The following is a 13,638-nucleotide window of genomic DNA, read 5'->3' on the forward strand; positions in this document are numbered from 1 at the left end:
GCCGACGGTACGCGACGCGGCTCAGTCGAGGACGGCCCGCAGGGTGCGCCGAGCGATGGCGGCCATCACCAGGTTGGTCTCGACGTAGTACGGCAGCGCGTTGATCGCCTGCTCCAGCGCCCATCCGCGCCCGCGCTCCCACGTCGCATCGTCCACGCCGAGCGCCCGCCGGTACGTCTCCCGCGACCTGGCGTCGAACAGGTTCCACGCCGGCATCAGGTCCACCGCCGGGTCGCCCACGTCGACGGCGCCCAGGTCGATGACCGCGGCCAGCCGGCCGTCGCGAACCAGCAGGTTGCCCGGCATCAGGTCGGCGTGGATCCACACGTCGGCCACCTGATACCGCGGGACGGCCCGGCAGCGGTCCCACACCTCGGCGAGCCGAGCGGTGTCGGTGAGCTGGACGCTGCTGGCCAGGGCCGACCGCACTCCGCCGTCCTGGTTGGCCAGCGGGCCGCCCCGGCCGGACCCGGACCAGGTCCGGCCACCGGTGTCGATGGCGTGCAGGGCGGTGACGACGCCGGCCAGGTCCCGGGCGAAGGCGTCCAGGTCGCCGAAGCGGCCGGGGTGGATCGTCTCTCCGGGGATCCAGCGGTACGCCGTCCACGGCCCCGGGTACCCCTCGCCCGGCTCGCCGAGGCCGAGCGGTTCGGGCACCGCGATCGGCAGGTGCCGGCCAAGTAGCCGAGCGTGCTCCTGCTCCCGCAGCAGCTCGGCCCGCAGCTCGGCGCCAGCCGTCGGTTGCAGGGGAAACCGGAGGACGATCTCCGCACCGAGCCGGAAGAGGGCGTTCACCGTGCCGGTCGAGGGGAGCGGACGAACGGGGAGGGCCCGCCACTCGGGAAACTGCTCGGCGACCAGGGCGGCCACCACCTCGGCGCTGACGTCGAGCTGATCGGCGTGCATCTTCACCGCGAGATCATCACGCATCGCTGCGCTGCCAGGCGAGCCGATTTCCCCCGGGGTCCGCATCCTTCCTCCGTGGCTCCCTCACTCCGACGGCGCATGCGGATTCTGGGAGCCCGATGCAGGCGGCCCCTGTCGAGCTGCCCCAGATCTGGACCGCGGCCACACGGACTCGCCCCACGAGTGGGGCAGCTCGACAGGTCTCCGTGAGGACCCGTGCCGTGCCGTGGAGCACCGGGCAGGCCGGCGATCGAGGTCGACAGAATCTTGGGTGCTCGGGATGCCGCCCGCGTGGGCGGCATCCCGAGCTTGTCGAGCGAGGGCTGCGCGCCCCGCTGGTTGATCAGGCCAGGCCGGCGCGGCGCAGGGCCTCCGCCATCGCGTCATTGGCCGGCGCCGGCGCACCCTGCCGCTGCTGCCCGCCGCGGCCACCCTGCCCGCCACCCTGCCCGCCGCGGCCACCCTGCGCGCCACGACCACCCTGCCCGCCACCCTGCCCGCCCCGGGAACCCTGGGCGCCGCGACCACCCTGACCGGCAGGCCCACCCTGCGGCCCGCGCTGCGCCGGGCCGCCACGCCCCTCCTGGCTCGTCCGACCACCGCCACCGGCGGCTCCCGGCTCGTCCTCCAAGCGCAGGGTCAGCGAGATGCGCTTACGGGGTACGTCCACGTCGAGCACCCTGACCTTGACCACGTCACCGGACTTCACCACGTCGCGGGGGTCCTTCACGAAGGTCCGGGACAGCGCCGAGACGTGCACGAGACCGTCCTGGTGCACCCCGACGTCGACGAACGCGCCGAACGCGGCCACGTTGGTGACCACGCCTTCGAGCACCATGCCCGGCGTCAGGTCGCCGATCTTCTCCACCCCTTCGACGAAGGTGGCGGTGCGGAACTCCGGCCGAGGATCCCGGCCCGGCTTCTCCAGCTCGGCGAGGATGTCGGTGACGGTGGGCAGACCGAACCGATCGTCGACGAAGTCGGTGGCCCGCAGCCCCCGCAGGATGGTGCTCTTACCGATCACCGAGCGCAGGTCCTGACCGGTGGTGGAGAGGATCCGGCGCACCACCGGGTACGCCTCGGGGTGCACGCTGGAGGAATCCAGTGGGTCGTCGCCGTCGGGGATGCGCAGGAAGCCAGCGCACTGCTCGAACGCCTTCGGACCGAGTCGCGCCACCTTCTTCAGCTCGGTACGCGACCGGAACGGCCCGTTGGCATCCCGGTGCAGCACGATGTTCTCGGCCAGCCCGGCGCCGATCCCGGAGACCCGCGTCAGCAGCGGCGCCGAGGCGGTGTTGACGTCCACCCCGACCGCGTTGACGCAGTCCTCCACCACCGCGTCCAGCGACCGGGACAACTTCACCTCGGACAGGTCGTGCTGGTACTGGCCGACCCCGATCGACCGGGGGTCGATCTTGACCAGCTCGGCGAGCGGGTCCTGGAGTCGTCGGGCGATGGAGACCGCGCCACGCAGCGACACGTCCATCCCGGGCAGCTCCTGCGAGGCGTACGCGGAGGCGGAGTAGACCGACGCGCCGGCCTCGGAGACCATCACCTTCGTCAGGTTCAGCTGCGGGTGCCGCTTGATCAGGTCGCCGGCCAGCTTGTCGGTCTCCCGCGAGGCGGTGCCGTTGCCGATCGCGACCAACTCCACCCCGTGTGCCCCGGCCAGCCGGGCGAGGGTCTCGACCGACGCGTCCCACTGCCGGCGTGGCTCGTGCGGATAGATCGTGTCGGTGGCGAGCACCTTGCCGGTGGCGTCCACCACGGCCACCTTCACGCCGGTCCGCAGGCCCGGGTCCAGGCCCATCGTGGGCCGGGTGCCGGCCGGCGCGGCCAGCAGCAGGTCGCGCAGGTTGGTCGCGAAGACCCGCACCGCCTCCTCCTCGGCCGCCTGCCACAGCCGCATCCGCAGGTCCGCGCCGAGGTGGATGAGGATCCGGGTACGCCAGGCCCAGCGGACCGTGTCGGTCAACCAGCGGTCGGCCGGGCGACCGGCGTCGGAGACCCCGAACCGGCCGGCGATGGCCGCCTCGTAACGGGTCGGGCCGGTCGGCGCGGCGTCGGACTCGCCGGCCTCCTCCGGTTCCATGGTCAGGTCGAGCACGCCCTCCTTCTCGCCCCGGAACATGGCCAGGATCCGGTGCGAGGGCAGCTTCGGGTACGGCTCGGAGAAGTCGAAGTAGTCGGAGAACTTGGCGCCCGTGGTCTCCTGCCCCTCGCGTACCCGGGAAGCCAGGCGCCCTCGCGACCACATCTGCTCGCGCAGCGTGCCGATCAGGTCGGCGTCCTCCGCGAAGGTCTCGATGAGGATCGCCCGCGCGCCCTCCAGCGCGGCGGCGGCGTCGGCGATGCCCTTCTCCGCATCGACGAACCCGGCGGCGGTGGCCCGTGGGTCCTGGGTCGGGTCGGCCAGCAGCGTCTCGGCCAACGGCGCCAACCCGGCCTCGCGGGCGATCTGCGCCCGGGTCCGCCGCTTCGGCTTGTACGGCAGGTAGATGTCCTCCAGCCGGGACTTCGAGTCGGCGGCCATGATCTGCGCTTCCAGGGCCTCGTCGAGCTTGCCCTGACCGCGGATCGACTCCAGCACGGCGGCCCGCCGCTCGTCCAGCTCGCGCAGGTAGCGCAGCCGCTCCTCCAGGGTGCGCAGCTGGGTGTCGTCGAGCAGGCCGGTGGCCTCCTTGCGGTAACGGGCGATGAACGGCACTGTGGCGCCGCCGTCGAGCAGCTCCACGGCCGCCCGCACCTGACGCTCGGCCACGCCGAGCTCGTCGGCGATCCGCTGATGAACAGACTGGGTCACGATCTCGATCCGCCTTCGACTCGATCCGCCTTCAAAGAGCGGGTACCGCCTGCATTCTGCCGGGCGGCCCCCGACGCTGTCGCCGCGCCCGGCCGGGGTGACCGGCGGCGGTGTCAGCGGCCCTGCGCTAGCGTGGCGATCATGGAAACACCTGCGGAGCCGCGCGCCCGGCGGCTCTTCGGCGGCAGCGCCCGTGCCCTCGGCGACCTGACGGCCAACCCGTTCCGCGCCGACCGGGACCGGATCGTCGGCTCGCCGTTCTTCGCCCGCCTCGGCGGTGTCACCCAGGTGATCAGCCCGGTCGGCTCCGGGCTGCTGGTGCACAACCGGCTCACCCACAGCCTCAAGGTCGCCCAGGTGGCTCGGGCGGTCGCCGAGCGGTTGAACGCCGACGAGCGGTGGCGTGACCTGCTGGACAAGCTCGGCGGCTGCGACCCCGACGTGGTGGAGGCCGCTGCGCTCGCACACGACCTCGGCCACCCGCCGTTCGGGCACCTGGGGGAGCGGGTGCTGGACCGGCTGGCTCGCCAGCGCCTCGGCCTCGCCGACGGGTTCGAGGGCAACGCCCAGTCGTACCGGATCGTCACCAGCACCGAGATCCGCGGCGCGGCCACCACCGGGCTGGACCTGACCGCCGCCGTCCGCGCGGCGATGCTGAAGTACCCGTGGACCCGGCTGGACCACCCCGACCCGCACCCGCGCACGATGGACCCACCGCCGCGCGGGGCCACCCCTCCGCCGGACGACCCGGAGAGCGGCTCGTCGAAGTTCGGCGCGTACCGGACCGAACTCGACGACCTGCGGCAGGCCCGGGAGCCGTTCGCCGGCCGCATCCCGGACTGGCAGCAGACCGTGGAGGCGTCGGTGATGGACACCGCCGACGACATCGCGTACGCCATCCATGACGTGGAGGACTTCTACCGGGTCGGTGTGCTCCAACAGGGGTCGGTGTCCGCCGAGTTGATGGCGTGGCAGCGCGAGAGCGGGCACTTCCGGGCGATCACCGACGCGGCGCTGGCCACCGCGGCCCGGCGTCCGGGGGCGGCGATCGAGCGGTTGCGTCGGCAGTTGCACCGCAAGGACGCCTGGATCGCCGACGACGACGCGTTCGCCGCCGCTGTCGAGCACGTCCGCGAGGAGTTGGTCGACGGGCTGCTGGCGATGCCGTTCGACGGCTCGATCGAGGCCGAGCAGTACGTGGCGCGGTTCTCCGCCCGCTGGTCCACCCGTTTCGTCGAGGCGATCACGGTGACCGACCAGCCGTCGGTGCGCTCCGGTCACGTGCTGCTGGGCTGCGCGCAGTGGCACGAGGTGCAGGTGCTCAAGTTCGTCCACCACCGGTTCGTGCTGGCCCGACCGGATCTCGCCCTGCACCAGCGCGGCCAGGCCCGGCTGCTGGGCACCCTGGTCGAGGCGCTCTGGGAGTGGCTGCTCGACCCGGAGGAGGAGTCGCGACTGCCCCGCCGGCTGCACGACCTGGTCGAGCTGGCCGAGGCGGAACTGCACCCGCGGATCCCGGACCGGATCGGCCGCGCCCGGGGGCGGGCCATCGTGGACTTCGTCGCGCAGCTCACCGACGGTCAGGCGGTGGCCATGCTGGATGCGCTCTCCGGCCGCTCCGGCGCGCTCTGGACCGACGCCTTCGTGCTCTGACCCGGCTCAGGCGACCGACTGCCACCAGCCGTCGACGGCGGGCGGCTCGTCGACCACCACCCGCTCGCCTGGGCGGGGCACGGCGAGTCGCACGTCGCGGGCCTTCGCCTCGGCCCACAGCCGGTCCACCGGCTCGGACCAGTCGTGCAGGGCCAGGTTGAACGTCGCCCAGTGCACCGGGACGAACAGCCCGCCACGCAGGTCGAGGTGGGCGTCGACCGCCTCCTCGGGGAACATGTGGATCGTCGGCCAGGCCCGGTCGTACGCGCCGATCTGCATCAGCGTCACGTCGAACGGCCCGTGCTCGGCGCCGATCGCCGCGTACCCGTCGAAGTAACCGGAGTCGCCGGTGTAGAAGACCTTGCGGCGCGCCCCGGCGACCACCCACGAACTCCAGAGCGTGCCGTCGCGGCGCAGCCCTCGCCCGGAGAAGTGCTGGGCGGCGGTGGCGGTGATCTCCAGCCCGGCGACCCGGTGGGACTCGGACCAGTCCAACTCGATGATCCGCTCGGCGGGTACGCCCCAGCGGTCCAGGTGCGCGCCCACGCCGAGCGGCACCAGGAACGGCGCGGACTGCCCGGCCAGCAGCGCCCGCACGGTCGGCATGTCGAGGTGGTCGTAGTGGTCGTGCGAGATCAGGATGGCGTCCAGCGGCGGCAGCTCGTCGAGGCGTACCGGTGGTTCGTGCAGCCGGCGAGGACCGACCAGCCCGGAGGGGGAACACCGCTCGCTCCACACCGGGTCGAGCAGCACCCGCCGGCCCTCGATCTCGATCAACGTCGAGGCGTGGCCGTACCAGACGATGTTCAGCTCGTCGGCGGTGTCGACGGTGTGGGGTGCGCTGGAGCGCAGCAGCGGCACGGGTGCGGTCGGGCGTCGCTTCTGCTTGCCGAAGAGCAGCTCGCGGACCAGGTTGCGGCCCGGCTCGGCGACCATTGTGCGGGTGCCGGCCTGGTTGTGGAAGGTGCCCTCGCGGAACTGGGGCGAGCGGGCCGCCCGTTCGGCCCGGGCCCCGCTGAGTCGGCCGCCGAGCGCCGCCGGCACATCCCGGGCGACCCAGGCCAGCCCGGCCAGCGCCGCCAGCCCGGCCGCGCCCCGCATCCGCCGCCCGAGCGACCGTTCGACGTCCGTGCTTTGCGCTCGTGCCATTGCCGTCCCTCCGACGTGTCCGCCCTACACGGTAGTCACCCGGACCGGTCCGTGCCTCGGCGGTCGCCACGCCGGGTCGATCGCCGCCAGCGGCGACCGACCCGGGACGGGCTCAGCGGGTGACCTAGCCGCCGTTGCTGGGGCGCCGAGCGGTGATCCGGAACGTCCGGCCCACGCCCGCGATCCGGTCCACCGCGGCCAGGAACTTCGGGCCCATGGCTGCCCGGGCCTGGACCGCCGGGTGGGTGGCGCCGAAGTCCTCCGGGTTGGCCTGCCCATCGGCGAAGAGAGCGTACGTGAGCACGGCCGCACCGGAGCGGTCGAAGATCACGCCGGCCTCGTGCCGGGCGTCGGCGTACCAGCCGGCCTTGGTGGCGATCCGGGCCCGCTCGTCCGAGGACATGGTGCGCCGGATGCCGTCGGTGAAGGCCACCGGGGAACGCAGGAGACCCAACAGGTACGTGGTCGAGGCGGGGGAGAGCAGCGTGCCGCCGACCAGGGCGCGCAGCAGGTCGTGCGTCTCGCGCGGGGTGCTGGTGCCGAGGAAGAACCGGTTCGGGTTGGCCACCGGCTGAACCTGGGTGTTCGGGAAACCCTTGACGACCAGGATGGAGTTGATCTCGGCAGCCGGGGCGACCAGCCCGCACAGCCGCACCGCCGTGTCGTCCGAGACGGTCAGCAGATTGGCCAGGACGTGACCGAGGGTCACCATGCTCGGGTACGCGCCGTCCAGGCTGAAGATGCCGTCACCGCCCGGCACGACGATCGCCGCGCTCACCTCGACCTGCTGGTCCAGGGTGAGCAGCCCCCGGTCGACCTTGTCGAGCACCGCCGTGGCGACCGCGATCTTGTTGACGCTGTACGCCTCGATCCGTCGGTCCGCGTCGGCCTCCACCGCGACCACCGGCGTGCCGGCCGGGTCGGCGACGCTGACGTACGCCTGCCAGTTGCCGCCGGCCTCAACGCTGTGCTTGGCGAAGACGGCGGCCACCCGGCGGGCTGCCCGCGCCGGGGTGGTCGGGGTGACCTCGGTGCTCTCGGCGGCGCTCGCCGAGGGGGCGGCGCCCAGCACCGTGCCGGCGGTGGCCACCGTGCCCAACCCGAGTGCCGTTCTGCGGTTCAGTCGCATGGTCGATCGTCTCCCCCATCGTGGTGCGCCAGAGCGCTTGCTGGCCCACCACCCTAGGCGAGTTGATCGATCCACAATGCCCCCCGAACAGTCCCGAACAACTCCGAACAGGTCAGCCGAATCGTCGGCGCACCGCCGCTCCGACTGCGCTCGCCGGCCCGGACACGAGTTGCCGCAGGTCGGGCAGGTGACCGCCGCGTACCGCCTCACCGGCCGGGTTCGGGGCGAAGACCGAGCCGTCGTTCGCGGCGACCGGCCGTCCACTCAGGCCGGCCAGCCGCATCAACGGCCCGACGAGGATGTCGTAGACGCCCGGCAGCACGGTGAACCCGACCCGCATCACCACGTTGAGTCGGCCCACGGACACCTCCGGACGGGGACGGTCCACACAGTTCACGATGGCCCGGGCCACCCGATGCGGGCTGGCGACCGGCGGCGGAGGTCGCCCGACCCGGCCCAGGTAGTTGGCCGCCTGCTGGTACACCGGTGTGTCCACGCTGCCCGGGTTGACCAGACACAGCCGGATCTCCGGGCTGTCGCGCAACTCCTGCTGCACGGTGCGGACCAGACCCTGCAAACCCCACTTGCTCGCCACGTACGCGCTCATGTTCGGGGCGGTGATGTGGCCGAGCACCGAGCCGGTGAGGACGACAGTGCCGGCCCCGGCGGCCCGGAAGTGCCGCAGCGCCACCCGCACCGAGCCGGCAGCGCCGAGCAGGTCGGTCCGTACCACCTGGTCGAAGACCCGCCCGGGCAGCTCGTCGAAGCGACCGTAGGCCATCACCGCCGCCGTGTGCACCCAGACGTCGATGCGACCGAACCGCTCGATCGCCGCGTCGGCGAGCGCGTCCAGCGCGCCCGGCTCGGTGACGTCGGTCGGCACGGTCAACACGTCGACGTCGGCGCACTCCGCGCGTACCTCGGCCAGGGTCGTGGTGGCGCGAGCGGCGAGGACCAGACGGTCGCCGCGTTCGGCGAACTCCCGGGCCGTCGCCCGGCCGATCCCGCTGCTCGCGCCCACGATCACGACCACTCGGCTCACGGCACCGGCTGCATTCGTGACTGCGGGGCTCGCAACCCCGGCTCACTCCTCGCACTCATGGTTCGAGCACGACCTTGATGCAGCCGTCCTCCTTCTTCTGGAACATCTCGTACGCCTGCGGCGCCTGGGCCAGCGGCATCCGGTGGGTGCGCAGGTCCTCCACACCCAGCGGGTCGTCGTCGCCGGAGAGCAGAGGCAGGATGTCGTCGGTCCACCGGCGCACGTGGCACTGCCCCATCCGCAGCTGGATGCCCCGGTCGAACATCTCCATCAGCGGCATCGGGTCCGCCTCGCCGCCGTACACGCCGGACAGCGACACGGTGCCGCCACGGCGAACCGCCTTGAGCGCGGCGTGCAGGACGGACAGCCGGTCCACGCCCGCCCGGTCGGTCATCGTCTGGGCCAGCTTGTCCGGCAACAGCCCGGCGGCGGTCTGAGCCAACTTCCCCGCCGGAGAACCGTGCGCCTCCATCCCGACCGCGTCGATCACCGCGTCCGGGCCGCGGCCGTCGACCAGGTCGATCAGCGCGCCCGGCACGTCGGACAGCTCACTCACGTCGAGCACCTCGATGCCGTGCCGGCGGGCCAGCTCCAGCCGCTCCGGCACCAGGTCCAACCCAATCACCCGGCCCGCGCCGAGGTGGCGGCCGATCCGCGCGCAGAACTGCCCGACCGGCCCCAGCCCGAAGACGGCCAGGGTGCCGCCCGGAGGGGTGTCCGCGTACTTCACCGCCTGCCAGGCGGTCGGCAGAATGTCGGACAGGTAGAGGTAACGCTCGTCAGGGCCGGTCTCCGGGATCTTGATCGGCCCGAAGTGGGCCTGCGGGACGCGCAGGTACTCGGCCTGCCCGCCCGGCACCGAACCGTAGAGCGAGGTGTAACCGAACAGCGCCGCGCCCTTGCCCTCGCTGGTGACCTGGGTGGTCTCGCACTGCGCGTAGAGCTGCCGCTGGCACATCCAGCAACTCCCGCAGGAGATGTTGAACGGGATCACCACCCGGTCGCCGGGCTGGAGCCCGGTCACGCCCGACCCGACCTCCTGGACGATCCCCATCGGCTCGTGGCCCAGGACGTCACCCGGCTTCAGGTACGGCCCGAGAACCTCGTACAGGTGCAGGTCAGAGCCGCAGATCGCAGTCGAGGTGATCTTCACGATCGCGTCGGTCGGCTCCTCGATCCGAGGGTCCGGCACCTCCTCGACCCGTACGTCCCGCTTGCCCTGCCAGGTCAGTGCCTTCATGTCCCTCGTCCCTTCTCACGCGGTCTCGAAAGACTGCTACCCGGGCTCGGGCACTTGAACCTGCTGCGCTCTCCGATGTCCGGGTTGTTCTCGGTTCTGCCTGCCAGTGGGTGGGTGCGGTCGCCCCAGCCCCACCGCAACCACAAACCGAACGCCGAACCAAAGACCGAACGCCGAGCCAGAAACCGCACGCCGAGCCAAGGCCGAACGCCGAACCGCCGTACCCCCCGAAAACAGCGCAGGGGTACGGCGGTCCGGCGTCGTGCGGTGGCCTCAGGAACCGGGGGTGTTGCCGGCGCCCTTCGCGGTGGCCGCGAGGTAGTCGCGGTTGAGTCGGCCGATGGTGTTCAGCGGGATGCCCTTCGGGCAGGCCGGGGTGCATTCGCCAGCGTTGGTGCAGCCGCCGAAGCCGGCCTCGTCGTGCGCGTCGACCATGCCGATCACCCGGGTGTACCGCTCCGGCTGGCCCTGCGGCAGCAGAGAGAGTTGGGTGAGCTTGGCGGCGGTGAAGAGCATGCCCGAGCCGTTCGGGCAGGCTGCCACGCACGCGCCGCAGCCGATGCAGGCCGCCGATTCGAAGGCGGCGTCGGCGTTGGCCTTGGCGACCGGGGTGGAGTGCGCCTCGGGCGCGCTGCCGGTCGGCGCGGTGACGTAGCCACCGGCCGCGATGATCTTGTCGAAGGCGCTCCGGTTGACCACCAGGTCCTTGATGACCGGGAAGGCGCTGGCCCGCCACGGCTCGATGTCGATCGTCTCGCCGTCGGTGAACTGGCGCATGTGCAGCTGGCAGGCGGTGGTGCCGCGCTGCGGCCCGTGCGCGTCGCCGTTGATCATCAGGCCGCACATGCCGCAGATGCCTTCGCGGCAGTCGTGGTCGAACGCCACCGGGTCTTCGCCGGCGAGGATCAGCCGCTCGTTGAGCACGTCGAGCATTTCCAGGAACGACATGTCCGGGGACACGTCGTCGACCGGGTAGGTCACCATCCGACCCTTGTCCTCAGGGCCCTTCTGGCGCCAGATGCGCAGGGTCAGGTTCACTTGTAACTCCGCTGCGTGGGGTGGACGTATTCGAACTTCAGGTCTTCCTTGTGCAGCACCGAGGGCTCGCCGTCGGCGGTGAACTCCCAGGCCGCCACGTACGCGAACCGGTCGTCGTCGCGCTGCGCCTCACCGTCGGGCGTCTGGTGCTCGGCCCGGAAGTGGCCGCCGCAGGACTCCTCACGGTGCAGGGCGTCGATGCACATCAGCTCGGCCAGTTCGAAGAAGTCGGCCACCCGGCCGGCCTTCTCCAGCGACTGGTTGAGTTCCTCGCCGGTGCCGGACACCTTGACCCGCTGCCAGAACTGCTCGCGCAGGCCGCGGATCTCGTCGATCGCCTTGCGCAGGCCGGCCTCGCTGCGTTCCATGCCGCAGTGTTCCCACATGATCTGGCCCAGTTCCCGGTGGAACGAGTCCACGGTCCGGTCACCGTTGACCGCGAGCAGCCGCTGGACCCGGTCCTCGACGTCGGTGCGGGCCTCGACCGCCGCCGGGTGGCTGGCGTCGACCTTCTCCAGCGGGCCGGAGGCCAGGTAGTTGGCGATGGTGGTGGGCAGCACGAAGTAGCCGTCGGCGAGGCCCTGCATCAGCGCCGAGGCGCCGAGCCGGTTCGCGCCGTGGTCGGAGAAGTTGGCCTCACCGATCACGAACAGGCCGGGGATGTTCGACTGGAGGTCGTAGTCGACCCACAGGCCACCCATCGTGTAGTGCACGGCGGGGTAGATCCGCATCGGCACCTCGTACGGGTCCTCGCCGGTGATCCGCTCGTACATCTCGAAGAGGTTGCCGTACTTGGCCTCGATGGCCTTGCGGCCCAGCCGGTTGATCGCGTCGGCGAAGTCGAGGTAGACGCCGAGCTTGGTCGGTCCGACGCCCCGGCCCTCGTCGCAGACGTTCTTCGCGGCGCGGGAGGCGATGTCGCGGGGGACCAGGTTGCCGAAGGAGGGGTAGATCCGCTCCAGGTAGTAGTCCCGCTCGTCCTCTCCGATGTCCTTGGGGCTGCGGTCGTCACCCTTGGTCTTCGGCACCCAGACCCGGCCGTCGTTGCGCAGCGACTCGCTCATCAGGGTCAGCTTCGACTGGTGGTCGCCGGAGACCGGGATGCAGGTCGGGTGGATCTGCGTGTAGCAGGGGTTGGCGAAGTACGCGCCCTTGCGGTGCGCCCGCCAGGTGGCGGTGACGTTGCAGCCCTTGGCGTTGGTGGAGAGGTAGAAGACGTTGCCGTAGCCGCCGGAGGCGAGCACGACGGCGTCGGCCATCTCGGTGCTGATCTCGCCGGTGACCATGTCCCGGACGACGATGCCGCGGGCCTTGTCGTCGACGAGGACCAGCTCCAGCATCTCGTGCCGGGTGTTCATCTCGACGTTGCCCAGGCCGATCTGCCGTTCGAGCGCCTGGTACGCGCCGAGCAGCAGCTGCTGACCCGTCTGGCCCCGGGCGTAGAAGGTGCGCTGCACCTGGGCGCCGCCGAAGGAGCGGGTGTCCAGCAGGCCGCCGTACTCGCGGGCGAACGGCACGCCCTGGGCGACGCACTGGTCGATGATGTTGACGGAGACCTCGGCGAGCCGGTGCACGTTCGACTCGCGGGAGCGGAAGTCGCCGCCCTTGACGGTGTCGTAGAACAGCCGGTGTACGGAGTCGCCGTCGTTGCGGTAGTTCTTCGCCGCGTTGATGCCGCCCTGTGCCGCGATGGAGTGCGCCCGGCGCGGGCTGTCCTGGTAGCAGTAGGACTTGACGTGGTAGCCCTGCTCGGCCAGGGTCGCTGCGGCCGAGCCACCGGCGAGGCCGGTGCCGACCACGATCACCGTCATCTTGCGGCGGTTGGCGGGGTTGACCAGCTTGGCCTCGAAGCGGCGGGTCTCCCAGCGCTTCTCGACCGGGCCGGCGGGAGCCTTGGTGTCGGCGATCGGGTCGCCCTCGGTGAAGAGTTCCATGTCAGGACACCAATCCGGTGAGTACGGCGAACGGGACCACCAGGTACCCGGCGCAGAGCAGCACGGCGAAGACCAGAGCTGCGGTACGCGCCCGACGCTCGCCACGCGGCGTCTGCTGGCCGAGGCTGCGGAACGCGCTGAACGCGCCATGGCGCAGGTGGAAGCCCACCGCGACGATGGCGAGCGTGTAGAAGAGCGTGACGTACCAGCGCTCGGGCGCGAAGTCGGCGACGACGTTGCCGTACGGCTTGCTGGCGTCGCCGACCGGGTTCAGCGTGCCGGTGGTCAGGTCCAGGATGTGGTAGATCACGAAGAGCAGGATGATCACTCCACCCCAGCGCATCGTGCGGGCCGCGTAGCTGCCGTTGACCTTCTTGCGGTGGGCGTACTTGACCGGGCGGGCGGCGCGGGCCCGCATGGCCAGCACGGTGGCGGCGACGATGTGGGCGACGACCGCGACCACCAGCACGGTGCGCAGGATCCAGAGGAACCAGACGCCGGGCAGCAGCGGCTTGCCGATGTCGCGCAGCCAGTGCGCGTAGTGGTCGAACGAGGTTTCCCCCGTGAACACCTTGAGGTTCCCGAGCATGTGGGCGATCAGGAACAGCGCCAGCAGGATGCCCGTCACCGCCATGACGGCCTTGAGGCCGACGTTCGAGCGGATGGGCGACCGAGTTTTCGTCATTACCACGCAACCGACGCTAGGAGCACTTCGATCAGTCGTCCAATGCATCAAACTCGTAG

At 71.5% G+C, this 13,638-nt stretch carries 10 protein-coding genes; 1 reads left to right on the forward strand and 9 read right to left on the reverse strand.

Going from position 1 to position 13,638, the window contains the following annotated elements:
• Positions 1-21: 21 nt before the first annotated feature.
• Both FBZ33_RS09045 and FBZ33_RS09050 read right to left on the reverse strand, forming a co-directional pair.
• Positions 22-930: an aminoglycoside phosphotransferase family protein gene (locus FBZ33_RS09045; protein WP_255508775.1), complete on the reverse strand. Its 909-nt coding sequence runs from the start codon at positions 928-930 to the stop codon at positions 22-24.
• Between the two features lie 319 nt (positions 931-1,249).
• The gene (locus FBZ33_RS09050) at positions 1,250-3,709 is read right to left on the reverse strand and encodes a Tex family protein (RefSeq protein WP_141908700.1); all 2,460 of its coding nucleotides are present in this window, start codon (positions 3,707-3,709) and stop codon (positions 1,250-1,252) included.
• A gap of 141 nt (positions 3,710-3,850) precedes the next feature.
• Here FBZ33_RS09050 and FBZ33_RS09055 point away from each other — a divergent pair, with 141 nt between their 5' ends.
• Positions 3,851-5,362: a deoxyguanosinetriphosphate triphosphohydrolase family protein gene (locus FBZ33_RS09055; RefSeq protein ID WP_088951603.1), complete on the forward strand. Its 1,512-nt coding sequence runs from the start codon at positions 3,851-3,853 to the stop codon at positions 5,360-5,362.
• A 6-nt stretch (positions 5,363-5,368) separates the two neighbouring features.
• Here FBZ33_RS09055 and FBZ33_RS09060 read toward each other — a convergent pair whose 3' ends face one another.
• The 7 genes from FBZ33_RS09060 to FBZ33_RS09090 form a co-directional block, all read right to left on the reverse strand.
• The gene (locus tag FBZ33_RS09060; protein WP_141908701.1) at positions 5,369-6,511 is read right to left on the reverse strand and encodes an MBL fold metallo-hydrolase; all 1,143 of its coding nucleotides are present in this window, start codon (positions 6,509-6,511) and stop codon (positions 5,369-5,371) included.
• A gap of 124 nt (positions 6,512-6,635) precedes the next feature.
• On the reverse strand, positions 6,636-7,640 hold the full coding sequence (locus tag FBZ33_RS09065) for a serine hydrolase (protein ID WP_141908702.1): 1,005 nt from the start codon (positions 7,638-7,640) through the stop codon (positions 6,636-6,638).
• A 112-nt stretch (positions 7,641-7,752) separates the two neighbouring features.
• Complete coding sequence (locus tag FBZ33_RS09070) at positions 7,753-8,682, reverse strand: SDR family NAD(P)-dependent oxidoreductase (RefSeq protein ID WP_141908703.1); 930 nt, start codon at positions 8,680-8,682, stop codon at positions 7,753-7,755.
• A 55-nt stretch (positions 8,683-8,737) separates the two neighbouring features.
• Complete coding sequence (locus FBZ33_RS09075; RefSeq protein WP_141908704.1) at positions 8,738-9,922, reverse strand: zinc-dependent alcohol dehydrogenase; 1,185 nt, start codon at positions 9,920-9,922, stop codon at positions 8,738-8,740.
• A 273-nt stretch (positions 9,923-10,195) separates the two neighbouring features.
• Positions 10,196-10,960, reverse strand: coding sequence for a succinate dehydrogenase/fumarate reductase iron-sulfur subunit (locus FBZ33_RS09080; protein WP_088947260.1), 765 nt, complete (start codon positions 10,958-10,960; stop codon positions 10,196-10,198).
• On the reverse strand, positions 10,957-12,894 hold the full coding sequence (locus FBZ33_RS09085; RefSeq protein ID WP_141908705.1) for a fumarate reductase/succinate dehydrogenase flavoprotein subunit: 1,938 nt from the start codon (positions 12,892-12,894) through the stop codon (positions 10,957-10,959). Before FBZ33_RS09085 ends, FBZ33_RS09080 begins: the two co-directional genes overlap by 4 nt.
• A 1-nt stretch (position 12,895) precedes the next feature.
• Positions 12,896-13,579, reverse strand: coding sequence for a succinate dehydrogenase cytochrome b subunit (locus tag FBZ33_RS09090; protein WP_088947262.1), 684 nt, complete (start codon positions 13,577-13,579; stop codon positions 12,896-12,898).
• Between the last annotated feature and the right edge of the window lie 59 nt (positions 13,580-13,638).

Origin of the sequence: Micromonospora sp. A202, from assembly GCF_006715105.1 — a bacterium.
GTDB classification, from domain to species: Bacteria; Actinomycetota; Actinomycetes; order Mycobacteriales; family Micromonosporaceae; genus Micromonospora; species Micromonospora zamorensis.

Bases quoted from the DNA above. Each gene is read 5' to 3' on its own strand.
- FBZ33_RS09045 (WP_255508775.1), bottom strand. From the start codon at position 930: ATGCGTGATGATCTCGCGGTGAAGATGCACGCCGATCAGCTCGACGTC.
- FBZ33_RS09055 (WP_088951603.1), top strand. From the start codon at position 3,851: ATGGAAACACCTGCGGAGCCGCGCGCCCGGCGGCTCTTCGGCGGCAGC.
- FBZ33_RS09060 (WP_141908701.1), bottom strand. From the start codon at position 6,511: ATGGCACGAGCGCAAAGCACGGACGTCGAACGGTCGCTCGGGCGGCGG.
- FBZ33_RS09065 (WP_141908702.1), bottom strand. From the start codon at position 7,640: ATGCGACTGAACCGCAGAACGGCACTCGGGTTGGGCACGGTGGCCACC.
- FBZ33_RS09075 (WP_141908704.1), bottom strand. From the start codon at position 9,922: ATGAAGGCACTGACCTGGCAGGGCAAGCGGGACGTACGGGTCGAGGAG.
- FBZ33_RS09085 (WP_141908705.1), bottom strand. From the start codon at position 12,894: ATGGAACTCTTCACCGAGGGCGACCCGATCGCCGACACCAAGGCTCCC.
- FBZ33_RS09090 (WP_088947262.1), bottom strand. From the start codon at position 13,579: ATGACGAAAACTCGGTCGCCCATCCGCTCGAACGTCGGCCTCAAGGCC.